Genomic DNA, 26,402 nt, shown 5'->3' on the forward strand with positions numbered 1-26,402 from the left:
CCGAGCCGACCGCCCGGCCCGCATCGACCGAGTCGACCGAGTCGCCCGCCTGACCCGCGTCGACCGAAACGGCCGTGTCGACCGAGCCGGCGGTGTCGACCGAGCCGGCCGTGTCGACCGAGCCGGCCGTGTCGACCGAGCCGGCCGTGTCGACTGCGGTGCCCTGGCCGTGGGCCCGGATCCGCTCGATGATCGCCGAGGTGGAGCGGTCCGGCACGTATCCGAGTGTGCGGACCTGCCCGCCCAGTCGCTGCACCAGCGGTGCCTCGGGTACCAGGTCGGGCGGGTAGTCGCCGCCCTTGACGTAGACGTCCGGGCGGATGGCCTCGATCAGACCGGCAGGTGAGTCCTCCTCGAAGACGACCACGTGGTCGACACAGGAGAGCGCGGCGAGCAGGGTGGTGCGGTCCTCCACCGGGTTGACCGGCCGGTCGGCGCCCTTGAGTCGGCGTACGCTGTCGTCCGAGTTGACGGCCACCACCAGCAGGTCGCCGAGGGCGCGCGCCTGCTCCAGGTACCGCACGTGGCCCCGGTGCAGCACGTCGAAGCAACCGTTGGTGAACACGATCGAGCGCCCGTTCCGCCGATGCTCCGCGATGATCCCGGTCAGTCCCTCGGCACCGACCAGCGCCGAGTCGTCCGGCGTCGGGTGGCCGAGCGCGGCCAGCAGGTCGTCGCGGCGGCACACGCAGGTGCCGGTGCCGGCGACGGTGCTGGTCGCGGCGAGTTGGGCGAGCTGCGCGGCGGTCGGCAGCGGCGCGCCGGCGGCGAGTGCGAGCGTCATGGTCGCCAGGTACGCGTCACCGGCACCGACCGCGTGGCTGGCCGGTACGGGTGTGCTGTGGCTGCGGGCGGGCTCTCCCTCGGCACCGCCCACCACCGCACCGTCGGTGTCCAGGGTCACCGCGACCACGTCGGCGCCGGTGTGTGCGCGCAACTCCGCCAGCCGGGACCGGGCCAGGACGGCCCGGTCGACACCGGCTCCGGCGTCGGCGTTCACGGTCACCCCGGTGCCGGTCACGCTGAGCCCGTCGCGGGTCATCGCGACCCGGCTCTCGCCCGGGGTGGGCTCACCGGTCGGTCCGTCGGTGCGCCGCAACCCGCCCGGGGCGGTGCCCACGGTCAGCTCCGAGGGTCCGTCGCCCGGGTGCATCTCGGGGTGTTCCAGGTGCAGGTCGGTCGGGGTGTCGGCGGCGGCCAGCCCGGCGGTACCGGCACGGGCGAGCAGCCGGCTCGCCTCGGCGAAGCTCGGCGTCACCACGGTCGGGGCGAGGCCACGCCAGTCGGCGAGGTCGTGCGCGTCCAGCGCGACGGTGGCGTACCGGCTGCGATGGGCGACCAGCCAGGCGCGTACCGGCGCAGGTAGGGCACCCAGGCCGTAGTCGCAGATCACCAGCGTGGGAGCCGCGCCCCCGGCGGCGGCCCGCAGCTCCTCGGTCGCGCAGTCGAGGGCGGTGAGCAGGCAGTCCACGCCCACGTCGGTGAGTGGGTCGTCCGGGTCGCCGGAGTCTTCGCGGAGCAGGATCTGGTCGCCGGCCAGCATCCGCCGCTTGACCGGGGTGGGGCGGCCGGGCTGGTTGACGGTCCGGTCCCAGACGCCCGCCCGGTCCAGACAGTCGTGCAGCTCGTCGCCGGCGACGTCGGCGCCGACCGGTGCCACCAGCACCGACCGGCCGCCCAGGGCGGCGACGTTGACCGCGGTGTTGGCCGCGCCGCCCGCCGCCGAGATGCGTCGCCGCAGGGTGAGGACCGGGGCCGGGGCTTCCCGACACAGCCGGTCGGAGTCGGCGAACCGCCATTCGTCGAGCATGGCGTCGCCGATCACCAGGACCGGGCGCCCGAGCCAGCTCTGCACGACGTCGGCGAGCCGGAGCTGTTCCGCTGCTGCTCGTGCCATGCCGGCGGATCCCCTTGCCGCTCCGGGTCAAACCTGTCCGACCGGCGGCCGGTGCGGGCTGGGTCACGCACCTCGGGGCGTTTCGGGCGTTCGGGGCCGGGCAGGTTTCCACTGACCCATGGAGAGGAGATGCAGCATGGCAGCCACGTTGCAGGGCAAGCGAGTCGCCTTCCTGGCCACCGACGGTGTGGAGGAGGTCGAGTACGTCCAGCCGCGCGAGGCGGTCGAGCAGGCCGGTGCCACCGCCGAGCTGGTGTCGATCAAGCCGGGCCAGATCCGTGCCTTCGACCACCTGGACCCGTCCCAGACGTACGACGTCGACGTCAGTGTCTCCGAGGCGGACCCCGACCGGTACGACGCGTTGGTGCTGCCCGGTGGTGTGGCCAACCCGGACTTCCTGCGGGCCGACCCGGCGGCGGTGGCCTTCGTGCGGTCGTTCTTCGACGCCGGTAAGCCGGTCGGCGTGATCTGCCACGGCCCGTGGACCCTGGTCGAGGCGGACGTGGTGCGGGGCCGCCGGCTGACGAGCTGGCCGAGTCTGCGTACCGACCTGACCAATGCCGGCGCGACCTGGGTGGACGAGCAGGTGGTGACCGACAACGGCCTGGTCAGCAGCCGCAACCCGGACGATCTGCCGGCCTTCTGCGCCACGATCGTCGAGGAGTTCGCCGAGGGCCGGCACTGACCCGACCACCGGCACCACCCGTGGCCGGTCCGGCCGACACGCCCGCCAGGGCTCCGGACGGACCGGCTTCGTCCGTCCCGGGCATGTTTCCGGTGGTACGGGAAAACGGGCGCAATGACCACGGAGAACCATCCGGAGCCGGTGCTGAGCAAGGGGCAGCTCCGGCTGCTGATGTTCGGCCTGATGACCGGCATGCTGCTGGCCGCCCTCGACCAGACCATCGTCGGGACCGCCCTGCCCACCATCGTCGGCGAGCTGGGCGGGATCAGTCACTACTCCTGGGTGGTGACCGCGTACCTGCTCGCCTCCACGGCCTCGACCCCGCTGTACGGCAAGATGGCGGACCTGTACGGACGCCGTCCGGTGTTCCTGTTCTCGATCGGGACGTTCCTGCTCGGCTCGTTGCTGGCCGGTCTCTCCCAGGACATGACCCAACTGATCGTCACCCGGGGTGTGCAGGGTCTCGGTGCGGGCGGCCTGATCACGCTCGCCTTCACCATCATCTCGGACGTGGTCTCGCCTCGGGACCGTGGCCGCTACCAGGGCGTCTTCGGTGCGGTGTTCGGGATCGCATCGGTGGCCGGGCCGCTGGTCGGCGGGTACTTCGCGGAGACCAACTGGCGCTGGATCTTCTATCTGAACGTGCCGCTGGCGATCCTCGCCATCGTGGTCTGCTCGCGGGTGATCCGGCTGGTGCCCTTCACCCGCCGCAAGCACTCGATCGACTGGCTGGGCGCTCTGCTGCTGGTCGCCGGGGTGAGCAGCCTGCTGTTGGCGCTGAGCTGGGGCGGCAACACCTACCCGTGGGGCTCGGCGGCGATCATCGGCCTCTTCGTCGCCGGTGCGGTGCTGGCCGTCGCCTTCGTGCTCCAGGAACGCCGGGTGGCCGAGCCGATCCTGCCGCTGCGACTGTTCCGCAGCGCCACCTTCGCCCTGGCCAACGGCGCCGGGTTCGTGCTCGGTCTGGTGATGTTCGGGTCGATCATCTTCATCCCGCTCTACCTTCAGATCGTCAAGGGCGCCTCACCGACCCGCAGCGGTCTGCTGATGCTGCCGATGATGGCCGGCATCATCGTCACCTCGGTGCTGACCGGCCGGGCCATGAGCCGGATCGGCCGGTACAAGTGGTTTCCGGTGAGCGGCTCGGTGGTGCTGCTGGTCGGCATGCTGCTGTTCACCCGGTTGCAGGTGGACACCTCGCTGTGGGTGGCGTTCGGGTTCATGACGGTGATCGGCGTGGGGCTGGGACTCTGCATGCAGTCGCTGGTCCTCGCCGTGCAGAACTCCGTCTCACTGCGGGACCTGGGTGCCGGCACCTCGTCGGCGACGTTCTTCCGGTCGCTCGGCGGCTCCTTCGGGGTGGCCATCCTCGGCGCGGTCCTCTCCGCCCGGCTGGCCGCCGAGATGGCCGACCGGCTGCCCGCGGCGGTCGCCCGACTCTCCCCGGAGCAGCGGGCGGCAGTGGGTCCGACCGGTGGTGCGGGAGTGTCGGTGGACGACCCGGCGACGATCCTGGCCCTGCCCGCCCCGGTCCGCGCGGCGGTCCAGGTGGCGTTCGTCGAGTCTTTGCACCTGGTCTTCCTGACCACCGGGTTGATCGCGATCGTGGCGGTGCTGCTCACCCTCGCCCTGCCGAACGAGCGGCTGCGCGGCGCCGGCCCGGAGGGGGCCACCGGCGGCACCGACGGTCTCGGCGGCGAGGGCCCGGCCCCCGGCGGCAAGCCGCTGGACCGCTCCTCGAAGCCGGAGGCCGCCGCCGAGATGGAGGCGAAGTCCCAGACGATGCTCTGACGTGTATCAGGACCGTGGCGGCGTGGCTGTTCGTGCGTCGGCGTGTCGAACAGCCACACCGCCACGATGAGGGGTCTCCCGGCCGGTCACTTGAGGATCAGGCGGTTGGTCTGCTCGAAGACGTCCAGGTCGGCGAGGGTCTCCAGGACGCTCGCGGAGAGCGGCTGCGGCAGCGCCTCGCGGTGGAAGAAGGCGGCGTCGGTGGTCTCCTCGGTGACCCGGGCCAGCCGCCCGTCCCACTCCTCGACCCGGAACGCGGTGGTGAAGATCTGGTACGTGTGGCCGTACATGTTGGTGTTGGTGCGGTCGGGTCCGGTGTAGAGGGCGAACGCGCTGACCCGAAGCGCCCGCAGTCCGGTCTCCTCGCGTACCTCCCGCACGGCGCAGTCGGCGATCGACTCGCCCAGCTCCATCGCGCCGGCGGGCATCGCCCACTGGCCGTTGTCGGAGCGGCGGATCAGCAGGATCCGTGCGTCGCTGTCGCGGACCACGGCCCGCGCGCCGACGAACATCAGTGTCCGGTCACCGGCCAGGGCGCGTAGCTGCCCGACGTACGAATCAGCCCAGGAGATGCTCACCCGGACAAAGTACGGGGGTTCTCGCGATAGATGTGTCGGAACTGGCCACGCCGTAACGTTTCCGGGCGCATCATCGCCGTTAGGAGTGGGCGGCTCTCGAAGACCTCACTCCCGGTGGGTGGCCCCGGCGTTCGCACCGCGCCGGGGCCACCCGTTCCTTTGCGGGGCGACCCGCACAGTCAGTATTGCGAAACTTGTTCGCGTCTGTCCCCGTGATGGGGAAATAATCCCAGCTCAGGCGCTATTCGCTGGTGTCGACCAGGACCTTCCCGACGACCGAGTCCTCCACGGCGCGATGCGCGTCGGCGGTCGCCGACAGCGGAAAACGATGCAGCGGCAGGCCGGCCTCCTCGCCCACCCGGATCCCGCCCTGGGCGGCAGCCGCCGCCACGTCCACCACCGCCTGCGCCTTCGCCGCCTTCGGCACGGTGTAGACCAGCACGAACTGCCACCGGGCGTTCGGCACCAGCAGCGGCCCGATCGGCAGGGTCACCTCGCCACCACCGTCGTCCGCGTACACACAGACCACCCCGCCGGGCCGCAGCAGACGTACGTCGGTGGCGGCGTTGCGGGCCGGGGCCACCTCGACGATGCCGTGGACCCCGTCGGGCGCGACCTTGCGGACCTCCTCCACCACGTCCTGCTCCCGATAGTTGATCACTACCGAGGCTCCGGCCGCTGCGGCGAGCTGGGCCTTCTCCGCGCTGCTGACCGTGGCGATCACGCAGGCGTCGGCCCAGGACGCGAGTTGGATCGCCGCGTTGCCGACCGCACCCGCCCCGCCCTGCACCAGCACCGTGTGATCGCTCAACGCGCCCGGACCCAGGCTGTCCGGCAGGTACTCGCCGGAGGTCAGGCAGCGGTGCGCGGTCAGGAACGGGATACCCAGGCAGGCACCCAGCTCGAACGAGGCGTCGCCGATCCGTACCGCCTGCCGCACCGGCACCACCGTGTACTCGGCGGCGGTGCCCCAGGGCCGCTGCCAGGCGGCCTCCCAGACCCACACCCGCTCGCCCACCAGCTCCCGGTCGACGCCCTCGCCGACCGCCTCGACCACCCCGGCGCCGTCCTGCCCGGGCGTCTGCCAGCCCGCCGGCAACGGGCCCTGGCGGCGGGCCTTCCAGTCGGTCGGGTTCACCCCGGCGCAGGCGATCCGGACCAGCACCTCGCCCCGCCCGGGTTCCGGCACCGGCCGATCCACCACCTGGAGCACCGTCGGGTCGCCGGTGCGCTCGTACACGACCGTCCTCATCGCGCCCTCCTCGACTCGGCGTGGGCGCCGTTGGCGTTACCCGACCCGGCGGCACCCATGCCGACGGAGGTCAAGCAGCCGTTCCGAGCACGACCTTCGCGTAGGCCGGAGAGCGGTCGGTGCCGGTTCAGCCGAGCCGGTCGACGAACTCCGGGGTCAGCTCGCCGACGGAGTCGAGCACCGCCGCCGCCATCCGCTGCGCGTCCGGATCCAGCGGGTACGACCCGTGCGGCACCGCCACCACGATCATCCCGGCGGCGGCGGCCGACCGGATGCCGTTGGAGGAGTCCTCCACCGCGACGCACCGGCTCGGATCCACACCGAGGCGTTCCGCCACAGTGAGGTACACGTCCGGCGCCGGTTTACCGCGGGCCGTCTCCTCGGTGGACAACGTGCTGCCGAACTCGTCGGTCAGGCCGGTGGCCGTCAGCGCCGCCGCGATCAGCCGGGTCGGCGACGAACTCGCCAGCCCCAGCGGCCATCGCGCGGCCACCCGGCGCACCACGTCGTCCGCTCCGTCGATCAGCGGTACGCGTTCGGCGTACCGCCGGCTCATCTCCTCGACCACCTCGGTGGCGACCTGCGCGGCGGTGCGCCGTACGCCCAGTTCACCGCTGAGGTACTCGGCCCACTCGCCGGTGCTCATCCCCATCAGCCGACGTTGGGTGTCCGGCTGCCAGGTCCCGCCGTGCGTCGCCACGTACGCGCGGCGGACCTCCTCCCAGACCGGCTCGGAGTCCACGATCACGCCGTCCAGGTCGAAGACCACCGCATCCACCACACGAACCATCCTGCCGCACACGGGGATGCATGAAAGGAAGGGCCCCCTGCTAACGCCTCGTGTATAGCAAGGGACCCCTCCTAACATCCGAGCCGCAACGCACCCGGCGGCGTCGGTCGGTCGGCGCGCTGCCGCCTACCGGGCGGGCAGGCCGATCGGGCTGTCCGGCGGGATGACCCGGTGGGCGGCCACGGCGATCGGGTCGAGCAGTTCGCGCAGTCGTTCCGTGAGCGTCGGGCCCAGCGCCTGCCAGGGGCGGGCGGCAGCGTGGTCGGTGGCCTCCTCGACGGCCCGGAAACCGGCGCGACCACGGTCGGTGGGCTTGCCGTCGGACGTCAGCCAACCCCGGTCGGCCAGCCGCTTCCGCGCCTGCGCCCACTCCTGCTCCGACCAGCCCCGGCCGAGCAGGTTGGCGGGCGGCATGTCGACCGCGACCCGCCAGGCCAGCGCCTCCACCGGATCGAGGTCGGCGGCGACGAGGGCCGCCACATGCCCGTCACCGCGATGCTCGCGCAGGGTGGTGGCGGCCTGCCAGAGCCGGGCCAGCGGGTACTCACCGCGCGGCAGCGCGGCGTTGGCCGCGCCGAGCACCCGACCGGCGGTCCCGGCCTCGTCGGCGGCGGCCGACAACAACTCGGCGGCCTCGGCCAGGTGTTGCTCGGGCAGCTCGTAGACCAGTTCGGCGAGGGCCTGCACCGCCCCGGTCAGGCGGGACCGCAGTGCCTCCTCGGGCGCGGCCAACTGCCAGACGGCGGGCAGGGCACGCGCCACCATGTGCGGGGCGAAGGTGAAGAAGGCCGCGACCACCGGGGCGGGACCGGTCGGCCCGAGCGGGGCGGCCCGACCGGCGAAGTACCCCCGCCAGTACCCGCGTAGCCCGGCCGCCTCGTAGGCGGCGCGGGCGCGCGGGTGGAAGTAGGTGACGGCGTGTACCGGCTCGTAGTGCGTCCACATCAACCGGGCTGTCCGCCCGGGCTCGTCCGCCGTCGACACCGTCATCTCCTACTGGGCGGCGAGGACGTCCACCACGAAACGCAGCGGACCGGCCGGACGGCCACCTGCGGCGTCGTTGCCGTACGCCTGCTCGGCCGGGATGTCGAGCTGTACCCGGCTGCCGACCTTCACCCCGACCAGGCCCTTGTCCCAGCCCTCGATGACCTGTCCGACGCCGATCGGGAAGGTGGCCGGCTCGCCCCGCTCCCAGGAGGAGTCGAACTGCTCGCCGTTGGCGAAGAGCACGCCCACGTAGTTCGTGGTGATCGACTGCCCGGCGGTGACGGCCGGCCCGGTGCCCTCGATCAGCGGGGTCACGGTGAGCTCGGTCAGCTCACCCTCGCCTGCGGCCACCGTCGGCTTGGTGCCGAGCGCCGGGTCCGCGCCCTCGGGCAGTTGCGGGGCCGGCGGGGCACCTGGCTCGGCCGGTGCGTCCGCGGGGGCCGACGGCGAACCGGCGGCCTGCTCGGGAGCGTCGTCGCCGCCCCGCTGGCCGACGATCACGAAGACGGTGATCAGCACCGCGACCACGGCGATTCCGGCGAACCCGCCGGCCCAGGCCTGCCGCCGCCGCTTGGCCTCGGCCGCCTTCTGGGCCGCCAACTGTTCGGCCAGTCGCCGTCGCGCCTTGGTCTCCTGCTCGCTCACGTCCTCGACTCCCCTGCTGAGAGGTGTGGGTGCGTCCGGCTACAGACGCCGTCGCCGACACACGGTACCTGGTGGCAGAGGCAGTTCCGACCATCGATCGTGACCCGTGGGAATTGTGCGACAACTGGGACACCGGGCCACGGCTGCGACCGGTACGAGGAGATCACCTCGACCGAGCCGAGGAAAGCGCCGGTCAGGCCGACTTGCGGGGAGTCGTCTTCTTCGCCGGAGCCTTCGCGGCCTTGGTCGACTTCTTCTCAGCGGTCTTCTTGGCCGGCTCGGCCTTTTTCGCCGGGGCCTTCTTCGTGCCGCCGGCCTTCGTACCGGCGGCCTTCTTCTCGGCGGTCTTCTTGGCCGGCGCCTTCTTCTCGGCGGTCTTCTTCTGCGCGGAGCGGGCGGAGGTGATCGGGGTGGGCTCTCCGGCACCACCGCCGGAGGCGCCGCCGCCCTCGCCTCGGGCCGCGCGGGCCCGCTCCACCGAGGCCTTCAGCGCCGCCATCAGGTCGACGGCGGCGGGCGGTGCCTCCTCGACCTCCTCCGGCTGTACGACCTCACGGCCCTCCACCTTCGCGTCGATGACCTCCTGGAGTGCCGCCCGGTAGTCGTCGGTGAACTCGTCCGGGTGGAAGTCACCGGCCATCGAGTCGACGAGCGAGGTGGCCATCGCCAGCTCCGGCGGCCGGACCTTGAGATCCTCGTCGAGGAAGCCGAAAGCCGGCTTACGGATCTCGTCGGGCCAGAGCATGGTGTTCAGCAGCAGCACGCCCTCGCGTACCCGCAGGGTGGCCAACTGCTCCCGCTGGCGCAGCGCCACCTTGACGATCGCCACCCGTTCGGAGTCGGTCAGGGCGTCCCGCAACAGGAGGTACGGCTTGGTCGCCGTGCCCTCCGGCTCCAGGAAGTACGCCTTGTTGTAGAGAATCGGGTCGACCTGTTCGGCCGGGACGAACTCCAGCACGTCGATCGCGTGGGAGGTGCTCAACGGCAGTTCGGCGAAGTCCTCGTCGGTGAGGATCACCATCTCCCCACCGCCGATGTCGTACCCCTTGGCGATGTCGTCGTAGGTGACCTCCTCGCCGCAGACCTGACAGGTGCGCTTGTACCGGATCCGCCCGCCGTCGGACCGGTGCACCTGGTGGAACCGGATGTCCTTCTCCTCGGTCGCGGAGTACAGCTTCACCGCGATCGAGACAAGGCCGAACGACACGGCCCCCTTCCAGATGGCCCGCATCCTGCACCCCCCTTCCCCGATATCGACCATGCTCGCATCAGACGGAACCGGGCGCGAGGTGTTCGGCCTGCTACTACAGTCGGGTCGTGCCCGGCGCGCCACTGAAGCCGATGCTCGCGGTGACCGGGCAACTGCCTGCCGGCGCCGGGTGGGCGTACGAGTTCAAGTGGGACGGCGTACGCGCACTGGCCGACATCGCCGCCGGACGGCAGCGCCTGTACGCGCGCTCCGGGGTGGAGATCACCACCGCCTACCCGGAGCTGATCCCGCTCGGCGAACAGGTCGACGACGCACTGCTCGACGGTGAGGTGGTCCTCTTCGACCGGGCCGGTCGACCGTCGTTCACCGCCCTGGCCGAGCGGATGCACGTACGGGATCCGGTCAAGGCGGCCCGACTGGCGGCGAGCGTCCCCGTCACGTACATGATCTTCGACCTGCTACGGCTGCGCGGCACGGACCTCACCGGCTGGCCGTACGCCCGGCGTCGGGAAGCCCTCGACGAACTCGGACTGGGCGCGGCGCGGTGGACGGTCCCACCGGTTTTCCCGGACGGCCCGGCCACCTACGACGCTGCCGGTGAGCACGGCCTGGAAGGGGTGATGGCCAAGCGGGCGGACTCCGCCTACCGGCCCGGCGTGCGGTCGCCGGACTGGGTGAAGGTGAAGCTGGAGGTGACCGGCGACTTCGTGATCGGCGGCTGGCGACCCGGTGCCCGCCGGATCGGCGGCCTGCTGGTCGGGGTGCCCGGGGCCGGTGGGCGGCTGATCTATCGGGGGCGGGTCGGCGGCGGGATCGGGGCGGCCCTGGAACGCGAACTGTTGCGGGAGTTGGAGCCGCTGCGCACCACCGCCTCCCCGTTCGGCGGCGACGTGCCCCGGGAGGATGCGCGGGGCGCGATCTGGGTAACCCCCCAGATGGTGGTGGAGGTCAAGTACGGCCAGCGCACGCCGGACGGGCGACTGCGGTTCCCCCGGGTCCTGCGGCTGCGGCCGGACAAGGCGGCCGAGGAGGTGGCGGATGCCGAGTGAGCGGCTCCGGGTCGACGTCGCCGGACGCACCCTGGAGCTGTCGAACCTGGACAAGCTCCTCTACCCGAAGGCCGGCTTCACCAAGGGCGAGGTGATCGACTACTACACCCGGATCTCGCCGGTGCTGCTGCCGCACCTGCACGACCGGGCGCTGACCCGGATCCGCTACCCGAACGGGGTGGAGGGCAACTCCTTCTTCGAGAAGAACGCCCCCGCTGCCACGCCCTCCTGGGTGCACGTCGAGACGTTGCCCGCGCCCGGTTCGACGAAGGGCCGGGAGACCATCGACTACGTGGTCGCCGACGACCTGCCCACCCTGGTCTGGCTGGCCAACCTCGCCGCCCTGGAACTGCACACCCCGCAGTGGAAGGTCGGCGAGCATCCGGACCTGATGGTGGTCGACCTGGACCCCGGGCCACCGGCCACCCTGCGGCAGTGCTGCCGGGTGGCGCTGCTGCTGCGCGAACGGCTGGCCGCTGACGGGGTGGACTGCTATCCGAAGACCTCCGGCAAGAAGGGCATGCAGCTCTGCTGCCCGATCGCCGGCACCCAGTCCGCCGACGACGTGTCCGGGTACGCCCGACGGATCGCCCAGGAGTTGGAACGCGAGCACCCGAAGCTGATCGTGTCGAAGATGGCGAGGAACCTCCGGCCCGGCAAGGTGTTCATCGACTGGAGTCAGAACAGCGCGGCGAAGACGACGGTGGCCCCGTACTCGCTGCGGGCACAGCCGGTGCCGGCGGTGTCGACGCCGTTGACCTGGGACGAGGTGGAGGCGGGCGCGGCGGGCAGGCGACCGTCGACGAAGCCGTACACGGCCTCGGAGGTGCTGGAGCGGGTCGAGGAGTACGGCGACCTCCTTGCGCCGTTGCTCACACCCGGCCGCGCGCTGCCTTCGGCGTAAGGAAGGGCACCTTATTAACGCCTGCGGTATAGCAGGGGACCCCTGCTATACCGCAGGGCGTCGACGCACGCCCGTGCCGGCGCTCACTCGCCGTGCCGGCGTAGCCGCGCGGACGCCCCGGTGAGCAGGACGACCACGATGAGGCTGACGAGCACGTCGCTGGCCAGTGCCTGGGCGGGCGACGCCGGCGAGTACGGAGGCACCAGGTACGCCAGGACAGCCGCTCCCACGAGCGGCCCTGATGCGCAGGCCAGCACGTGGCTCTGCCCCCATCCGTGGCGCTCGGACCAGCGGACGAGAACCGCCACCAGTGCAGCGGCGGCAACGACCGATACCGCGACACGAATCCAGCCGGAGAGCACACTCGATCCCAGGTAGACGACGAGGACCAGTAGCCCGGCAAGGATCGGGCGAGGCGTGCTGGCCGTTCTCGGGGCCGGTCGGCGCCGCCACCGGGGCAGGGCCGCCACCACGACCAGGCAGAGAACCAGGACCGCCGCCCCGATGAGCTGCCCCGGGCTGGCCAGGAACCCCTTGCGTCCGCTGTCGTCGACGAAGATGAGCAGGCTGCCCAGCAGATAGAGAAGCGTCACCGCGATCAGTCCGGGCGCTCGCAGCCATGGGCGCAGGCGGCGGGCCGGAGAGAGGTACGACTCGACGAGGGCGATCGGGGCGCAGATGGTCAGCGCCACATGGTTGCCAAGGAAGCTGATCGCCTCCTGCGCGCTCACGCCCAGCACCGGAATGCGGGTGTTGTCCGCCGCGCTGATGTCGGCGAACTCGGTGTCCGCCAAGAAGCCGGGGTTGAACAGAGACTGATCGACCAGTCCCGCCTGCACCACCCCGAACCCCGCCGCCAGCAGGACGATCATGGGCCAGCCCCCGCCCGTACGCCGGGCCGCTTCACGAATCAGGATCGCCGCCCCGCCGTACATGGGGGCGAGAACGACCACGACCATCAGCATGTCGCTGCCGGCGAAGCCACCCCAGGAGCATTCGGCCACCCAGGGGGCGAGCAGCAGGAGCGCTGTCACCGGAACGAGTCGTCGCCACATCGGTTCCCACGTGGTGTCGCTCATGTCCGCGCCTCCCGTGTGGCGTCATGGCCTCTACTGTCGCGGCTACGTGGGGAACGCCGCCAGTGCCGTTGGTCGAGTCTTCGCCCCGAGCGAGGACTAGCAGCCGCCGACCGAGAGGCGGTCGTGGTCGTCGAGGACCTCGGTGATCACGCGGTGGTCGTCAGCGGTCAGGGCAGGATCGGAGTCGAGATGCTGCGCCAACAGCAGCATCGCCTTCCACAACGCCCAGCCCCGCGCCCGTGCCCAGGTGCCCTCGTCCTGCCCGACCGTCTCCCGGAAGGCGTGCCGGCTGCTGCCGGAGAACAACGTCCAGGCGATCACCAGGTCGCAGGCCGGGTCACCGACACCGGACGTGCCGAAGTCGATCACCGCAGCCAGCTTCCCGTCCAGCACCAGCAGGTTGCCCACCGCGATGTCCCCGTGGAACCACAGCGGACTGCCCCGCCACTCGGCACCCAGGGCGGCCTCCCACACCGCAGCGGCCCGCGCCACGTCGACCTGTCCGGTCAGGACGCTCAGCAGATGCCGGGTCTCCTCGTCGTAGTGCCCCGGCGAGGCACCCCGGAAGAAGCTGTGTTCCCCGGCAGCCGGGCCGCCGGTCGCGTCGCAGGACTGCAGGGCCAGCACGAACTCGCCCACCGCGACGGCGAGCCGCACCGGGTCGTCGACGCGGGCCCGGTCCGCCGTCTCGCCCGGCAGCCAGCCCCGCACCGACCAGGGGAAGGGGTACCCCTCGCCGGGGACCCCGACACCCAGGACCGGCGGTACGGCGACCGGCAACTCCGGCGCCAGCCGGGGCAGCCACTCGTTCTCCTTCGCCACCGCCAGGACGTACCCGGCCGCAGTCGGCAGCCGTACGGTCATCGTCTCGCCCAGCCGGTATGTCCGGTTGTCGTGGCCGTCGCGTTCCACCGGTGACACCGGCAGGTCTGCCCAGTGCGGAAACTGTGTGGCGATCAGACGCCGGACCAGTCCTGCGTCGATTCCGGCACGGCCGTCGGGAACAGTCGAAGGCATCCCGCGATCCTCATTCCGTCACCCTGCGTCGGCAAGGGATTATCGACGGATGGAAACTGCGCTGCCCGTACGCTCCGTCACCGGCCTCGCCGAGCGGGACCGGCCGTTGATCACCTGCCTCGACCACCGGACGGGTGTCCGCCAAGACCTGACCGCCGCAGAGTTGGGCGAGTGGTCGGCGCGCGTCGCCGGCCTGCTGCGGGACGGGTGCGGGCTGACGCCGGGCAGCCGGGTGGCGGTGCTGCTGCCGCCGCACTGGCGTACCGCTGCGGTGTTGCTCGGGGCCTGGTCGGTGGGGATGACGGTGTCGTTCCGGCCGTGGGCCACCGCCGGGTTGTCGGTGCTGGAGCCGGGCGGTGATCGGCCGTACGACGGCGTGCTGGTCACCCCGGAACGCCTCGACGACTGGCTGGAGGACGTGCCGGAGGGGCTGCACCGCTACCTCGTCGGCACCGGGCCGGAGCCGCTGGCCGAGGTGCCGGCCGGATGGCTCGACTGGTCCGTGGAGGTGCTGCGGCACGGTGCGGCCCCGACCGACCGTCCGATGCTGCACGCCGGGGACGCGGCCAGCCCGGACGGCACCAGCTACGCCGAGTGGGGCTCGGTCGCGAAGGTGGTCGCCGAGCAGCTCGACCTGCGGGTCGGTGACCGACTGCTGGTCGACGTCACCGAGCACGACCAACCGTTGAAGTGGCTGCTCGCGCCGCTCTCCGCCGGTGCCTCCGTGGTGCTCTGCACCAACCTCGACCCGGAGCACAGGGACGCGGTCGTCGCCGCCGAGCAGATCACCCGTGTCCTGTGAACAGCCGCCACCGAGATGTTAGGAAGGGACCCCTCCTATCGTCTCCGGTAGTACAGGGGTCCCCTCCTTACATCCGGACAAGCGGGCATCGTCCGGACCTGCTGCAGCGCTAACTCTCTCTAGTACCGTGGGTGGTACTATTCTGGGGTGCCGTCGATAACGAAGATCGTTGAAGCGATGCGGAAGAACCCGCAGAACATCGCCTACAACGATCTCTACGGCGTGTGCGAGCACTACTTCGGGAAACCACGGCAGGCCGGGACTTCCCACGCGGTGTTCAAGATGCCGTGGGCCGGCGACCTGCGCGTCAACATCCAGAACGACAAGGGCAAGGCCAAGGCTTACCAGGTGCGGCAGGTGCTCAAGGCGATCGACAAGAAGGAGGCCATGTGATGACGAGTGATCCCCGTCCTGAGGTCTCTCACTACACCTACCGCGTCACCTGGTCGGCCCAGGACGACGAGTTCGTTGCCACCTGTGCCGAGTTCCCGTCCCTCTCCTGGCTGGCGTCCTCGCAGATCGAGGCGCTACAGGGGCTGCAGAACCTGCTGCTCGACGTGATCACGGACATGGAGGAGCAGGGCGAAGAGGTGCCCCAGCCGTTCGCGGAGCGCAGCTACTCGGGCAAGTTCAACCTCCGGGTCGGAGAGAGCCTGCACCGCGAACTCGCCATCCAGGCCGCCGAGGACGGCCTGAGCCTCAATCAGTACATCCTTCGGAGACTCAGAGCCGCCTGACAGTCGCCGCCGAGATGTTAGGAAGGGACCCCTGCTATACCGGAGACGGTAGTAGGGGCCCTTCCTTGCACCTCAGTCGACGGTTGGTAGGGGTGGGCCGAGGACGTCGTCGGCGTCGACGATGGTGTACGCGTACCCCTGCTCGGCGAGGAAGCGCTGCCGGTGGGCGGCATACTCGGTGTCGATGGTGTCCCGGGACACGACGGTATAGAAGTGCGCCTGCCGACCGTCGGCCTTCGGGCGCAGCACCCGGCCCAACCGTTGCGCCTCCTCCTGACGCGAGCCGAAGGTGCCGGAGACCTGGATCGCCACCGCCGCCTCGGGCAGGTCGATCGAGAAGTTGCCGACCTTGGAGATCACCAGCGTGCGGACCTCGCCGGAGCGGAACGCGTCGAACAGCCGCTCGCGTTCCTTGTTGGTGGTCGAGCCCTGCACGATCGGGGCGTCCAGGTATTCGCCGAGCTGGTGCAACTGGTCGATGTACGCGCCGATCACCAGCGTCTGCTCCTCCGGGTGCCGCTCGACCAGGGCGCGTACCACCGGCAGCTTGGTGCGGGCGGTGGCCGCCATCCGGTAGCGCTCCTCGGCCTCGGCCGTCGCGTACGACATCCGCTCGGCGTCGGTCAGGGTGACCCTGACCTCGGTGCAGTGCGCCGGGGCGATCCAGCCCTGGGACTCGATGTCCTTCCACGGCGCGTCGTACCGCTTCGGGCCGATCAGGCTGAACACGTCACCCTCCCGGCCGTCCTCGCGGACCAGGGTGGCGGTCAGCCCGAGGCGGCGGCGGGCCTGGAGGTCGGCGGTGAACCGGAAGATCGGCGCGGGCAGCAGGTGCACCTCGTCGTAGACGACCAGGCCCCAGTCGCGGGCGCCGAACAGGTCCAGGTGGGTGAAGGCGCCGCCGCGCCGCGAGGTGAGCACCTGGTACGTGGCGATGGTGACCGGCCGGATCTCCTTGCGCTCGCCGGAGTACTCGCCGATCTCCTCCTCGGTCAGCGAGGTGCGGGCGATCAGCTCCCGCTTCCACTGCCGACCGGCGACGGTGTTGGTGACCAGGATCAGCGTGGTCGCCTTCGCCTCGGCCATCGCCGCCGCGCCGACCAGCGTCTTGCCGGCACCGCAGGGCAGCACCACCACGCCCGAGCCGCCCGCCCAGAACGCCTCGACGGCCTCCCGCTGGTACGACCGCAGCGTCCACGGCCTACCGCCGTCCTCGCCGCCCTGGGCCAGCTCGATCGGGTGGGCCTCGCCGTCGACGTACCCGGCGAGGTCCTCCGCCGGCCAGCCGAGCTTGAGCAGGGCCTGCTTGAGCCGGCCGCGCTCGGACGGGTGCACCGCGATGGTGTCGTCGTCGATCTTGTTGCCGAGCATTCCGGCGAGCTTCTTGCTCTTGGCCACCTCGACCAGCACCATCCGGTCGAGGGCGCGCAGGACGAGGCCGTGTCCCGGGTCGTTGGCGAGCTGGAGCCGGCCGTACCGGTCCATGGTCTCGGCCACGTCCACCAGCAGGGCGTGCGGCACCGGGTAGCGGGAGTACTTGATCAGGGCGTCCACCACGCCCTCGGCGTCGTGGCCGGCGGCGCGGGCGTTCCAGAGCCCGAGCGGGGTCAGCCGGTAGGTGTGCACGTGCTCGGGGGAGCGCTCCAGCTCCGCGAACGGCGCGATGGCCATTCGGCAGGACTGGGCGTCGGGGTGGTCGATCTCCAGCAGCAGTGTCTTGTCGGACTGCACGATCAGTGGTCCACCGCTCACGCGGAACCCCCTCCTCGGTACGGCTGATCGGCCCGCTCCGGCAGGTGGCTGACCTGCGGACGGGCGACCATCCAGTGTTGCACGTGCGGCCGGGTGACAAGAAAACCGTCGGCGAGCTGCAACCCGGCGGGTACCTCGGTGCGTCTTGCACTGGGGAGACGAGTTGTCGAGGGCCGCCACTGGCCCACGTCGACCGTCACGCCGGTCGGCGTCGGCGCGCGTCCGCGCCGCGACGAGTGGGGCCAGCTAGCGGGGGCCGGGTCCCGTCGTCGCGGACGGCCAGCGGGGGCGAGCGCGTGTCCGAGCCGCACCGGCGACCCCGTCCACCGTTTCCCCGTCGCCTGCTCCGGGGTATGAACCCGCCGGATCGTCACGTGATGGTGCTGGTCGGTTGCGCTCCGGGGTGTCACCCTGGACGGCAGAGCCGGACCGTACGGGGGAGGGCGCATGACCGTTGACCAGGAACTGATCCTCGACCGCGAGCAGGCGCAGTCCGCAGAACCCGTCTCCACCGCCACGGTGATCGCGTACGCCGCCCTCGGGGTGGCGCTGTTCGGCTGGTTCCTCTTCGGCTGGCTCGTCCTCCAGCAGGGCTTCGTGGACTCGGTCGGCGAGGCGCTCGGCACCGGATTCGCGTTGCTGCTGGTCGTGGCGATCGTCGGATCGGTCCGGCGCAGCCTGCGCTGACCGGTCACCGCCCGAGCACCGAGGCTGTGCCGGGTCACCTCTCCAGCACGGCGGCGGTGATCCGGTGCAGCGCGAACGTGTGCAGCATCTCGGTGCGCTCGTCCTCGGCGCGCAGGTAGCCGGCACCCAGCGAGACGGGTCGGACCAGTCGGGACGCCGTCGCCCCGTGCGCGTCGACGTAGCCCACCCAGACCAGCGCCTTGTCGCGTACCGCCTGTTGCAGCACAGCCAGGGCCTCGCTGTGGCCGGTCGCCGGGGTGGGGCCGTCCGGCGTACCGCCGCGTACCGCCGCCGGTGCCCGCCGTGCCGCCCGTGCCGCCGCGTCACCCCGGCGGATCTGCTCCACCACACCGAGCAGGCGCGGCAGGGGCAGACGCGGGGTGGCCAACGGGTCGAGGGCGCGGGTGGCGACCGAGACCCGGGCGGGTGCCCGCCGGGCCTTCGGCCGGGAGAGCACCGCCGAGCCGGTGGCGTCCTCGGCCACCGGGGCGAACCCCGCCTCCCGCAGGACGGCCAGCATCCGCCCGGCCTGGTAGGGGGTCACCAGCACGGTGGGCGCGAGTCGACGCAGCGCCAGCGCCTCCACCCGGCGGTCCGCCAGCACCTCGGCGAGCAGCGCCTCGTCGTCGCTGCGCAGGTACGCCCCGGCGGAACCGACCCGCAGCCCGCCGTGTTTGCGGGCCACGTCGTCGACCAGGTACGTCAGGCCCTGCGGCACCGGGGTGCGGGACCGGCGCCGGAACAGGTCGTGCAGGTCGTCGGCGGAGTAGCCGGCGTCGAGTGCCCGACGGACGCTGGCGGTGGTGATCCGGTGCACGCTCGCCCCACCGGCGGACTCCGGCTCGGCGACCACCTCCAGTTCGGCGGCGAGCGCCGGCTCGGGCGGGCCCGGCACCACCACCGTCAGGTCGGCCTGCACCAGGAAGTGGTCCACCGGGGCGGGCAGCAGCGCGTCCAGTGCCCGCACGGCGGTGCCCGTACCCTCCTCGGCGTCGGCTCGGAGCCCGAGCGGGTCGTCCGCGTCGCGATCCTCGCTCGCGGTCGCCTCGGCCAGCAGCAGCCGCCCGTACGAGGTGAGCGCCCCCAGCCCCGTCACGCCCAGCGAGGCCGCCTCGGTCAGCACCTCCCGGTGCGCCGCCTCACGCCCCCGGCTGCGACGCGGTGCGCGCCAGTCGAGCAGCGTCAACACCTCGTCGGCGGTGGGCGCGCTACCCGGTTCCAGGTCGGCGAGTACGCCGAGGACGGCCCGGCGGGCGGCGGGCGCCCCGGCGCGTTCCGCCTCGGCGGAGAGCACCGTGATCGGGCGGTCCCGGTCGTCCCGTTGCCCGACGAGCCCGACCTGCCGGGTCATGGTCAGCCAGGCACGGGCCACCTGCTCCCAGCGCTGGGCCAGCGAACCGGCCCGCCACATCTCGTATCCGGCCGTGGGCATCACCTGCTGGTCGGCCCCGTACCGGCCGGCCGCGCCGGGCAGCTCCACCTCACCGGTCAGCCCGGCCGCGTACGCCACCTCCAGCAGCAGCGCCGCGGTCGGCTCGTCCAGGCCGGTGGTACGCGCCAACCGGCGCAGGTCGCGCACGCCCAGGCCGCCCGAGCGCAGCACCGGCGCGGGTTCGGCGGCCAACTGTTCCAGCAGTGCCTCGGTGTGGCGTACCACCTCCATGGTCTGTCCGGCCCCGGCGGAGTCGGCGGCCTTCGGCTCGCGTGGGGTGCTGGCGACCGCCGGAGGGCTGGTGCGCAGTGGACCGAGCGGCCCGGTGTCGCGGCGCAGCAGCAGCCCGACCTCCCGGGGCAGTTCCACCATGCCGGCGGTGCCGCCCTTGCCGCCGGCGACCCGCACCAACAGCCGGTGGTCGACCAGCCAGCGGACCGGCGAACCGGTCGCCGCCCCGCCGTTGGTGTCGTCCGGCGGCAGGTCGTCGTCGGTGCCGACCGCCGGGGCCCGCAGCGCGCCGACCGGCACGCTGCCGACCGGCGGCCCGGCCGCCAGCCGGTCCAGGATCGACCGCGCGGACGGCGGTGCGGCGAGCAGCGTGCGGCGCAGCTTCGCCGGGTCCGCGCAGAGTGCGGCCGTGCGCGGGTCCAGCTCGGTGGCGGGCCGGCCGAGTCCCGCCGGGTACGGGGAGATCTCGTCGACGCCACCGACCAGGCGCAGCTCGTGGTCGGGGCCGTACAGCAGGAAGAGGGTACGCAACCGGTCGACGGCGGCACGGACGGCGGCCGGTGCGGGCGGGTGCGGGCCGGTGGTGGCCATCGTGAGGACCCCGTCGACCGAGGTGGTGCCGTCGACCGGGTCACGGGTCAACCGGGCGGCATCCATGATCAGCAGGGTGAACTGGTCCAGCGCGTCCAGCGCGCGCGACACCGAGACCCGGGACTGGGCCCGGATGGCGAGGGCGGCGACGTCGGCGGGCACCGGCACGACGAGGTCGGGCCGCGCCTGGAGCAGCGCGGCGAGCGACTCGTCGGGCAGCGCCCGCAGGTGGTCGGCGAGTGAGGTGCTCATCGTCGTTCCACGCTAGCCCGGCCGGGGCCGCTCGCGCCCATCGGACGTCCCGGCTGGTCTGGCTGGCCGGGTAGCTTCGCAGCATGCGCCAACTGACGGTCGGTTTCGACCTCGACATGACCCTGGTCGACTCGCGCCCCGGCATCGCCGCCACCTACCGCGCGTTGACCGAGCGGACCGGCGTACCCGTCGACGCCGAGGTCGCCGTGTCGCGGCTGGGCCCGCCGCTGCGGACCGAGATCGCCCACTGGTTCCCGCCGGAGCGGGTCGACGAGGCGGTGCACGCCTTCCGCGAGCTCTACCCCGCGTACGCGATCACCCCGACCGTGCCACTGCCCGGCGCCGTGGCCGCCCTCGACGCGGTACGGCAGCGGGGCGGCCGGGTGCTGGTGGTCACCTCGAAGCTGGGCCGGCTGGCCCGACTGCACCTGGAACACCTGGGTCTGACGGTCGACGAGGTGGCCGGCGACCTCTTCGCCGAGGGGAAGGCGACAGCGTTGCGGGAGCACGGTGCGACCCACTACGTCGGCGATCACGTGGCGGACATGGTGGCGGCGCAGGCGGCCGAGGTGCCGGGGATCGCGGTGGCGACGGGCCCCTGTTCGGTCGACGAGCTGAGGGCCGCCGGGGCGGCGACCGTGCTGGCGGATCTCACCGGATTCCCGGCGGCGCTCGACGACATGATCCGGCTAGCCTTGAGGCAGTAGACGGTTCAAGCGAAGCAGGGGTTCTCAGGTGCCTACGGGTCGAGTGAAGTGGTACGACGCGGCCAAGGGATACGGGTTCGTCACCAGTGACGAGGGTGGCGACGTGTTCCTGCCGAAGGGCGCGCTACCGGCGGGTGTCACCGACCTCAAGGGCGGCCAGCGGGTCGACTTCAGCGTGGTGGACAGCCGACGCGGCGCGCAGGCGATGGGAGTGAAGCTGCTCGACGCCCCGCCCTCCGTGGCGGAGTTGCGGCGCCGACCCGCCGAGGAGCTGCACGGTCTGGTCGAAGACATGATCAAGGTGCTGGAGGCGAAGGTGCAGCCGGACCTGCGCCGGGGCCGCTTCCCGGATCGCAAGACCGCCCAGAAGGTCGCTCAGTTGGTCCACGCGGTCGCCCGCGAGCTGGAGGTCTGAGGCACGAGCCCGGCGTCGGCGGCCCGGCCGAGCAGCGCCTCCACGGCAGCGAACCCCGCGTCCCCCAGGTCGGCGGTGAACTCGTTGACGTAGAGGCCGATGTGCCGGTCCACCACGTCGGGCTCCATCTCCTGCGCGTGCGCCACCACGTACGCCCGACTGGCCGCCGGGTCGGCCCAGGCCCGCGCGACGGAGTCCCGGATCCATCCGGCGGCCTGCTGCGGGTCGACCGCGCCGCGCCGCGCCAGGATGGCACCGAGCGGGATCGGCAGCCCGGTGTCGGACTCCCACCACTCGCCGAGGTCGACCAGGGCGGTCAGCCCGTGGCGGGGGTAGGTGAACCGCGCCTCGTGGATCACCAGCCCGGCGTCGTACCGTCCGGCGGCCACGCCGGGCATGATCTCGTGGAACGGCACCACCTCGATGCGGCGCGGCGTCCGGCCGGCGGCCCAGAGCCGGAACAGCAGGTACGCGGTGGTCCGGTCGCCCGGCACCGCCACCGTCGCGTCACTCAGGTCGGTCCGGTCCGGCCCACCGTCCCGGTCGGCCCGGGTGAGCACCAGCGGCCCGCAGCCGCGCCCCAGCGCACCCCCGCAGGGCAGCAGGTGGTAGTCCGCCAGCAGCCAGGGCAAGGCGGCGTAACTCACCTTCACCAGGTCGAACGCGCCGCGCTCGGCGGCCGTGTTGGTGACGTCGACGTCGGCGTACGTCACCTCGACCGGCGGGGCACCGGGCACCTGACCGTGCACCAGCGCATGGAAGACGAACGTGTCGTTGGGGCAGGGCGAGATCGCCAGCGAGAGCGCCACGACTCCACCGTAACCCCGCCCCCACCGCCCGCCACCCGCCGGTACGCCGACCGTCGGCCAGCCCACACCCGCCACCACGCCCACTGACCGTCCTCACCACCCCGGACCACCCCACGGCTCTCGCCGCCGTTCCACCGTTCGATCTCACGCTGGGCCGCCGGTACCCGGCACAGACCCCAGCGGCTCATGTGCCGGCCCTGGCGGTTTTGGCGCGGGATCTGGCGGCTCCGGCGCGGACCGTGGCGTTCGGGCGCGGGCCCTGGTGCTCCGGCGCGGGCAGGTATTCACCCCAGCGAACACCAGGGACAACGCGCCTGGCGACGTAGTCGCCGGGCTTCCCCGACGCTGACGCCTTGTCCACTGCGGCCCCTTTCGAGCTGACTGCAGCGACGGATCGGACCTCGCCCCAACGGACCTCGCCTCGCCACAAAGTGCACCTGTTCGGCAGCCACGGAGGCGATAGCACCAACGGTTCAGCTCGAAAGGCGGCCGAGGGGAGTACAGGAGGCGCGACCCGCCGGGGTCATTGCACGGGCCACCAGCAGGCGCAAGAGCCTACTCACAGAGTTATCCACAGGCGTTGTCCACAGGTTCGCCGGGCGGGTTGAGCGGGCCGCCCGGTTCGGTCAGCATCGATGGTGCGGTTCAGCGACGGCATGCGTTCAGCGATGGCATGGGCCAACGACGGCACGGGGGACAGCGATGGTGGGGGACGGTAGTGGTGAGGGCGTGGCCGGCGGTGGCGGAGTGGCCGGCGGTGAGGGCGTGGCCGGCGGTGGCGGAGTGGCGGGCGGTGACGGTGCGGTGGATCGGGTCGGACGGACCCGAGCCGGCAGTTCTGGCGAGCGGCTGACGGATGTGGGGGCGATGCTGCGGGCGTTGCGGCGACGGGCCGACCTGAGTCAGCGGGAACTGGCTGCGCTGTCCGGGGTGCCGCAGTCGACGGTGGCGCGGATCGAGTCGGGGCGGGGTGCTGACCCGCGCTTCCGGACCGTGCAGCGGCTCGTCCGTGCGGCGGGTGGCACGGTGGGCCTCGTCGCGGGCGGTGCCCTTACTGCGGGGGACGCCCTTGCTGCGGGGGCGGGCGAGGTGGCTTCGGACGACGGCTGGCGGGACGCGGCGGGGCGTCGCTATCCGGCTCATCTCGACGCTCGCCGGGTCCGCACGCTCAGGGACTGGCCGGGGGCCTGGTGGGCGGACTGGTACACGTTGCCGCCCGAGCGGTGGCCGTTACGGGTACCCGAGGTGACCTTCGACCTGAACCGGCGGTACCGGGACGAGCGGCGGCTGCGTGAACGGTCGTTCGCCGGGGTGCGGGTCCGCCGCGTCACCGACGGCGTGCCGGAGACGTGCTGGCGCCTGGTCGCCGAGTTGCCGGACGGTGATCTGGTCGGCGAGTTGCGTGCGCATGAGCGCAGCCTCGACCTGCGGTACGGCGTGGACCTGGGCGACCGGCGTGAGGTGGTGCTGGACGGTGTGCTGGTTGCTCCCCAGTTGCAGCGGCTGGGCATCGGACGGCGTCTGGTGGGCCGGCTCGTCGAGGAGACGCGTCTGGTGGGCCCGCGCGCGGTGTGCGCCATCGCCGAGTCGGCTGGCGTGCAGTTCCTGATGGCCTGCGGCTTCCGGATCGAGGGGAGCAGGCCCATGGCGCTCCGTCTGGAACACCGATGACGGCCGCATCAGCGCGAGAACGGCGAGAACGGCGGGAACGGCGGAACGGCGAGGTTGGCGTGCGGCGGGGTGGCTAGCGCAGGGCGGTGGCGGCGGCGGTGAGGGCGACGAGCGCCTCGCGCATCCGCCAGGCACCGCGGTCACGGGGGCCGATCGGGTTGGAGACGGTGCGCAGCTCCGCGAAGGGTACGCCGGCGTGGGTGGCGGCGACGGCCACGCCGTACCCCTCCATGGCCTCGGCCACGGCGTCCGGGTGACGCCGGCTCAACGCCTCGGTGCTGGCGGCGGTGCCGGTGACGGTGCTGACGGTCAGTACCGGCCCGACGGTGGCGTCCGGTAGCGCGTCGCGCAGGCCGGCCAGCAGGGCAGGGTCGACGGCGACGGAGGTGCCACCACCGAGTAGTTCCGCCGGCATGCCGAGGTCGTCGAGGGGGATGAAGCCGTCGGGTGACTCGGCGCCCAGGTCGGCGGCGACGGCCCGGGTGCCGAGCACGGTGCCGCCGACCGGCACTCGGCCCGGGAAACCGCCGGCCACGCCCGCGCTGATCACCCCTCGGTACGGCCGACCGGCGCCCTCGGCGAGGGCGAGGAGACGTGCGGTCGCGGCTCCGGCGACGGCCGGGCCCACGCCCACCGGCACCACCGCCACGGTGGGGTCGGCGAGACCGGCCTGGATCGCCTCCGCCTCGGCGGGGACGGCGGTGACCACGAGCAGGCCGGTCACGGGATCGGCCCCGGCGAGCTGCGTCGGGTCTCGTCGTCGCTGCCGCCGGAGCCGGTGACCGCCGACGACGGACGGTAGATGTGGAAGCCGGGCGGTGCCAGGTCGCGCTCGTCGGTCGTACCCCCCTGGTAGGGCGCGGGTGAGGTGGGCGCGGCGGCGGCCTCGGTGGCCTTCGCCTGCTCGGCGGCTTCGGCCGCCTTCTTGTCCCGGGCGGCCTGTTCCGTGGCGGCCTCTTCGTCGGCGGCCCGTTCCTCGCTGGCCAGCTCGTCGTCGGTCAGCGGCCGGCCGCGCAGCCGTTCGGTCCGCAGCCGGCGGGCCATCACCATGCCGCGCATGGCGGCGAGCGTGCCGACACCGGCGGCGACCGCGATGCCGATCCGGCCCTCGAAGGGTACGAGTCCCAGCCCGCCACCGGCGACGAAGGCGAGCATCAGGGCCGTCTCGGAGTGCGCGAAGGAACTCGCCCGCAGCCGTTCCGGGATGCGTTCCTGGATCGAGGCGTCCACGGCCAGCTTGGCGATGCCGCTCATCATGGCCGCGACCACGCAGAGCAGGGCGACCATCGGCAGGGAGAAGTTCAGGACGGCGAGTATGCCCACCCCGGCCACGATGATCATGCCGCTGGACTGGAGTGCGGCCGGCCGGTGGATGCGCAGTCGGGTGCCGATGGCGGTGGCCAGGAAGGTGCCGACGGCAAGGGCGCCGCCGACCACGCCGAGTGCTCCCTCGTCACCCAGGTCACGCCCGAACACCACGGTGGTCAGGTCGCCCGCCTTGATGCTGAAGGCGAGGAAGAGCAGCAGGAAGCCGTAGATCGCGCGTAACGTGGCCGCGCCGACGAGGTTGGAGATCACCAGCCGCCCGGCGGGTCGACCCCGGCCGAGTGGTCGGTCACCGGTACGGCGCAGCAGCGCGCGCAGCGGGCGGGGAACCCGTTCCGGTGGCTCGGAGTCGGCCTTCGGCGGCAGCCGGAGCGCCACCACCATGCCGACCAGGAAGATGACCGAGGCGACCCGGAGCGGCCACTGCGGCCCGAACCAGAACGCGGCCAGTCCGATCGGGGCGACCAGGGCACCGGCCACCGTGCCGTAGACGCTGGCACGGGCGCCGACCTGGGAGAGCCCGAGCCCTTCGGGTAGGAGTCTGGGCACGGCGGCGGATCTGGCCACGCCGTACGCCCGGGAGAGCGCGAGTACGCCGAACGCCGCCGGGTAGAGCCCGAAACCGTGGATGTAGTCGGAGATCAACCAGGCCAGGAAGGCCCGACCCAGCATGGTCGTGGCCAACGCGTACCGCCGACCGTGCCGGAAGTGGTCGAGCAGCGGGCCGACCACCGGGGCGAGCATGGCGAACGGCACCATGGTCACCAGCAGATAGAGCGCGACCTTGCTGCGCGCCTCGCCGAGCGGCACGTTGAAGAAGATCGTCCCGGCCAGGCCGATGGCGATCAGCGTGTCCCCGGCACAGGAGACGGCGTGCAGGTCGAACATGCGGACCATGCCGGTCTCGCCGCCGGCACCCCGGGTCCGGGCCCGGGCGGCACTGCGCGTCACCCAGCGTCCGCTGCTCACCGAGCCGCGCAGCAGCAGCCGGACGGCCCGGATTCCGGTGCCGACGGTCCGCCCGAGGAGGGACCTCTCGGAGCGGGAGGACAGCGGCATGGCACCCATCCTGAACCATCCGGCCGACACTTGGCGCGTCACCGCCG

Annotated in this window: 24 protein-coding genes and 1 pseudogene; 11 read left to right on the forward strand and 14 right to left on the reverse strand. The window is 72.3% G+C overall.

Translation table 11 applies throughout. The annotated features are described in order from the left end of the window. Positions 1-166 precede the first annotated feature (166 nt). A pseudogene (rfaE2, locus tag HUT12_RS02895) lies at positions 167-1,897 on the reverse strand (D-glycero-beta-D-manno-heptose 1-phosphate adenylyltransferase); the annotation flags it as partial. A gap of 136 nt (positions 1,898-2,033) precedes the next feature. On the opposite strand from rfaE2, the gene HUT12_RS02900 reads away from it, so the two are divergent. Continuing rightward, positions 2,034-2,582, forward strand: a complete 549-nt coding sequence (locus HUT12_RS02900; RefSeq protein WP_131057131.1) for a type 1 glutamine amidotransferase domain-containing protein — start codon at positions 2,034-2,036, stop codon at positions 2,580-2,582. Between the two features lie 114 nt (positions 2,583-2,696). After that, the gene (locus HUT12_RS02905) at positions 2,697-4,373 is read left to right on the forward strand and encodes an MDR family MFS transporter (RefSeq protein WP_176092392.1); all 1,677 of its coding nucleotides are present in this window, start codon (positions 2,697-2,699) and stop codon (positions 4,371-4,373) included. Positions 4,374-4,459: 86 nt separating this feature from the next. Here the strand turns inward: HUT12_RS02905 and HUT12_RS02910 are convergent, their stop codons facing one another. The 6 genes from HUT12_RS02910 to HUT12_RS02935 form a co-directional block, all read right to left on the reverse strand. Further along, complete coding sequence (locus HUT12_RS02910; RefSeq protein ID WP_131056843.1) at positions 4,460-4,951, reverse strand: NUDIX domain-containing protein; 492 nt, start codon at positions 4,949-4,951, stop codon at positions 4,460-4,462. 241 nt (positions 4,952-5,192) lie between these two features. Next, positions 5,193-6,203, reverse strand: coding sequence for an NADPH:quinone reductase (locus HUT12_RS02915; protein ID WP_176092393.1), 1,011 nt, complete (start codon positions 6,201-6,203; stop codon positions 5,193-5,195). Between the two features lie 127 nt (positions 6,204-6,330). After that, positions 6,331-6,984, reverse strand: coding sequence for an HAD family phosphatase (locus HUT12_RS02920; protein WP_176092394.1), 654 nt, complete (start codon positions 6,982-6,984; stop codon positions 6,331-6,333). Between the two features lie 135 nt (positions 6,985-7,119). Then, positions 7,120-7,938, reverse strand: coding sequence for a hypothetical protein (locus HUT12_RS02925; protein WP_176095630.1), 819 nt, complete (start codon positions 7,936-7,938; stop codon positions 7,120-7,122). A 48-nt stretch (positions 7,939-7,986) separates the two neighbouring features. Further along, positions 7,987-8,625 carry an FKBP-type peptidyl-prolyl cis-trans isomerase gene (locus tag HUT12_RS02930; protein WP_176092395.1) on the reverse strand — a complete coding sequence of 213 codons (639 nt, stop codon included), beginning with the start codon at positions 8,623-8,625 and terminating at the stop codon, positions 7,987-7,989. A gap of 193 nt (positions 8,626-8,818) precedes the next feature. Then, positions 8,819-9,856, reverse strand: a complete 1,038-nt coding sequence (locus tag HUT12_RS02935) for a Ku protein (RefSeq protein WP_176092396.1) — start codon at positions 9,854-9,856, stop codon at positions 8,819-8,821. Between the two features lie 86 nt (positions 9,857-9,942). Here HUT12_RS02935 and ligD (HUT12_RS02940) point away from each other — a divergent pair, with 86 nt between their 5' ends. Together ligD (HUT12_RS02940) and ligD (HUT12_RS02945) are read left to right on the forward strand one after the other, a co-directional pair. After that, positions 9,943-10,884, forward strand: coding sequence for a non-homologous end-joining DNA ligase (ligD, locus tag HUT12_RS02940; RefSeq protein ID WP_176092397.1), 942 nt, complete (start codon positions 9,943-9,945; stop codon positions 10,882-10,884). Continuing rightward, positions 10,874-11,788 (forward strand): non-homologous end-joining DNA ligase, encoded by a 915-nt coding sequence (ligD, locus tag HUT12_RS02945; protein ID WP_176092398.1) that lies wholly within the window; start codon positions 10,874-10,876, stop codon positions 11,786-11,788. The genes ligD (HUT12_RS02940) and ligD (HUT12_RS02945) overlap by 11 nt, the downstream gene beginning before the upstream one ends. A gap of 83 nt (positions 11,789-11,871) precedes the next feature. Here the strand turns inward: ligD (HUT12_RS02945) and HUT12_RS02950 are convergent, their stop codons facing one another. Continuing rightward, the gene (locus HUT12_RS02950) at positions 11,872-12,867 is read right to left on the reverse strand and encodes a hypothetical protein (protein WP_176092399.1); all 996 of its coding nucleotides are present in this window, start codon (positions 12,865-12,867) and stop codon (positions 11,872-11,874) included. A gap of 96 nt (positions 12,868-12,963) precedes the next feature. Further along, positions 12,964-13,884: an aminoglycoside phosphotransferase family protein gene (locus tag HUT12_RS02955; protein ID WP_176092400.1), complete on the reverse strand. Its 921-nt coding sequence runs from the start codon at positions 13,882-13,884 to the stop codon at positions 12,964-12,966. Between the two features lie 49 nt (positions 13,885-13,933). On the opposite strand from HUT12_RS02955, the gene HUT12_RS02960 reads away from it, so the two are divergent. The 3 genes from HUT12_RS02960 (at position 13,934) to HUT12_RS02970 (ending at position 15,423) form a co-directional block, all read left to right on the forward strand. Then, on the forward strand, positions 13,934-14,686 hold the full coding sequence (locus tag HUT12_RS02960; protein WP_176092401.1) for a TIGR03089 family protein: 753 nt from the start codon (positions 13,934-13,936) through the stop codon (positions 14,684-14,686). A gap of 147 nt (positions 14,687-14,833) precedes the next feature. Next, positions 14,834-15,079, forward strand: a complete 246-nt coding sequence (locus HUT12_RS02965; RefSeq protein ID WP_254876701.1) for a toxin HicA — start codon at positions 14,834-14,836, stop codon at positions 15,077-15,079. Further along, a complete protein-coding gene (locus tag HUT12_RS02970; protein ID WP_176092402.1) occupies positions 15,079-15,423 on the forward strand; it encodes a type II toxin-antitoxin system HicB family antitoxin in 345 nt (114 codons plus the stop codon). The genes HUT12_RS02965 and HUT12_RS02970 overlap by 1 nt, the downstream gene beginning before the upstream one ends. 72 nt (positions 15,424-15,495) lie before the next feature. Here the strand turns inward: HUT12_RS02970 and HUT12_RS02975 are convergent, their stop codons facing one another. After that, positions 15,496-17,175 (reverse strand): DNA repair helicase XPB, encoded by a 1,680-nt coding sequence (locus HUT12_RS02975; RefSeq protein ID WP_176092403.1) that lies wholly within the window; start codon positions 17,173-17,175, stop codon positions 15,496-15,498. Between the two features lie 447 nt (positions 17,176-17,622). Here HUT12_RS02975 and HUT12_RS02980 point away from each other — a divergent pair, with 447 nt between their 5' ends. Next, the gene (locus HUT12_RS02980; protein ID WP_176092404.1) at positions 17,623-17,862 is read left to right on the forward strand and encodes a hypothetical protein; all 240 of its coding nucleotides are present in this window, start codon (positions 17,623-17,625) and stop codon (positions 17,860-17,862) included. 34 nt (positions 17,863-17,896) lie between these two features. Here the strand turns inward: HUT12_RS02980 and HUT12_RS02985 are convergent, their stop codons facing one another. Further along, complete coding sequence (locus HUT12_RS02985; protein ID WP_176092405.1) at positions 17,897-20,368, reverse strand: helicase-associated domain-containing protein; 2,472 nt, start codon at positions 20,366-20,368, stop codon at positions 17,897-17,899. Positions 20,369-20,451: 83 nt separating this feature from the next. Between HUT12_RS02985 and HUT12_RS02990 the strand changes: the two genes are divergently transcribed. Next, a complete protein-coding gene (locus HUT12_RS02990; protein WP_131052568.1) occupies positions 20,452-21,075 on the forward strand; it encodes an HAD family hydrolase in 624 nt (207 codons plus the stop codon). Between the two features lie 28 nt (positions 21,076-21,103). Beyond that, the gene (locus HUT12_RS02995) at positions 21,104-21,490 is read left to right on the forward strand and encodes a cold-shock protein (RefSeq protein ID WP_131052567.1); all 387 of its coding nucleotides are present in this window, start codon (positions 21,104-21,106) and stop codon (positions 21,488-21,490) included. Here HUT12_RS02995 and HUT12_RS03000 read toward each other — a convergent pair. Continuing rightward, positions 21,451-22,299, reverse strand: a complete 849-nt coding sequence (locus HUT12_RS03000; protein WP_176095632.1) for a 1,4-dihydroxy-6-naphthoate synthase — start codon at positions 22,297-22,299, stop codon at positions 21,451-21,453. The two genes, HUT12_RS02995 and HUT12_RS03000, sit on opposite strands and share 40 nt — an antisense overlap. Before the next feature lie 702 nt (positions 22,300-23,001). Here HUT12_RS03000 and HUT12_RS03005 point away from each other — a divergent pair. Beyond that, the gene (locus HUT12_RS03005) at positions 23,002-23,970 is read left to right on the forward strand and encodes a GNAT family N-acetyltransferase (RefSeq protein WP_217705941.1); all 969 of its coding nucleotides are present in this window, start codon (positions 23,002-23,004) and stop codon (positions 23,968-23,970) included. Between the two features lie 73 nt (positions 23,971-24,043). On the opposite strand, the gene HUT12_RS03010 is transcribed toward HUT12_RS03005, so the two are convergent. Next, a complete protein-coding gene (locus tag HUT12_RS03010; protein ID WP_176092406.1) occupies positions 24,044-24,694 on the reverse strand; it encodes a futalosine hydrolase in 651 nt (216 codons plus the stop codon). Next, positions 24,691-26,355 (reverse strand): MFS transporter, encoded by a 1,665-nt coding sequence (locus HUT12_RS03015; RefSeq protein WP_176092407.1) that lies wholly within the window; start codon positions 26,353-26,355, stop codon positions 24,691-24,693. The genes HUT12_RS03010 and HUT12_RS03015 overlap by 4 nt, the downstream gene beginning before the upstream one ends. Between the last annotated feature and the right edge of the window lie 47 nt (positions 26,356-26,402).

The sequence above is a fragment of the Verrucosispora sp. NA02020 genome (assembly GCF_013364215.1).
Lineage (GTDB): Bacteria > Actinomycetota > Actinomycetes > Mycobacteriales > Micromonosporaceae > Micromonospora.

Coding starts and splice junctions, on each gene's coding strand:
- HUT12_RS02900 (WP_131057131.1), top strand. CDS start 2,034: ATGGCAGCCACGTTGCAGGGCAAGCGAGTCGCCTTCCTGGCCACCGAC.
- HUT12_RS02905 (WP_176092392.1), top strand. CDS start 2,697: ATGACCACGGAGAACCATCCGGAGCCGGTGCTGAGCAAGGGGCAGCTC.
- HUT12_RS02915 (WP_176092393.1), bottom strand. CDS start 6,203: ATGAGGACGGTCGTGTACGAGCGCACCGGCGACCCGACGGTGCTCCAG.
- HUT12_RS02925 (WP_176095630.1), bottom strand. CDS start 7,938: ATGTGGACGCACTACGAGCCGGTACACGCCGTCACCTACTTCCACCCG.
- HUT12_RS02935 (WP_176092396.1), bottom strand. CDS start 9,856: ATGCGGGCCATCTGGAAGGGGGCCGTGTCGTTCGGCCTTGTCTCGATC.
- ligD (WP_176092398.1), top strand. CDS start 10,874: ATGCCGAGTGAGCGGCTCCGGGTCGACGTCGCCGGACGCACCCTGGAG.
- HUT12_RS02950 (WP_176092399.1), bottom strand. CDS start 12,867: ATGAGCGACACCACGTGGGAACCGATGTGGCGACGACTCGTTCCGGTG.
- HUT12_RS02955 (WP_176092400.1), bottom strand. CDS start 13,884: ATGCCTTCGACTGTTCCCGACGGCCGTGCCGGAATCGACGCAGGACTG.
- HUT12_RS02960 (WP_176092401.1), top strand. CDS start 13,934: ATGGAAACTGCGCTGCCCGTACGCTCCGTCACCGGCCTCGCCGAGCGG.
- HUT12_RS02970 (WP_176092402.1), top strand. CDS start 15,079: ATGACGAGTGATCCCCGTCCTGAGGTCTCTCACTACACCTACCGCGTC.
- HUT12_RS02980 (WP_176092404.1), top strand. CDS start 17,623: ATGACCGTTGACCAGGAACTGATCCTCGACCGCGAGCAGGCGCAGTCC.
- HUT12_RS02985 (WP_176092405.1), bottom strand. CDS start 20,368: ATGAGCACCTCACTCGCCGACCACCTGCGGGCGCTGCCCGACGAGTCG.
- HUT12_RS02990 (WP_131052568.1), top strand. CDS start 20,452: ATGCGCCAACTGACGGTCGGTTTCGACCTCGACATGACCCTGGTCGAC.
- HUT12_RS03005 (WP_217705941.1), top strand. CDS start 23,002: ATGGTGGGGGACGGTAGTGGTGAGGGCGTGGCCGGCGGTGGCGGAGTG.
- HUT12_RS03015 (WP_176092407.1), bottom strand. CDS start 26,355: ATGCCGCTGTCCTCCCGCTCCGAGAGGTCCCTCCTCGGGCGGACCGTC.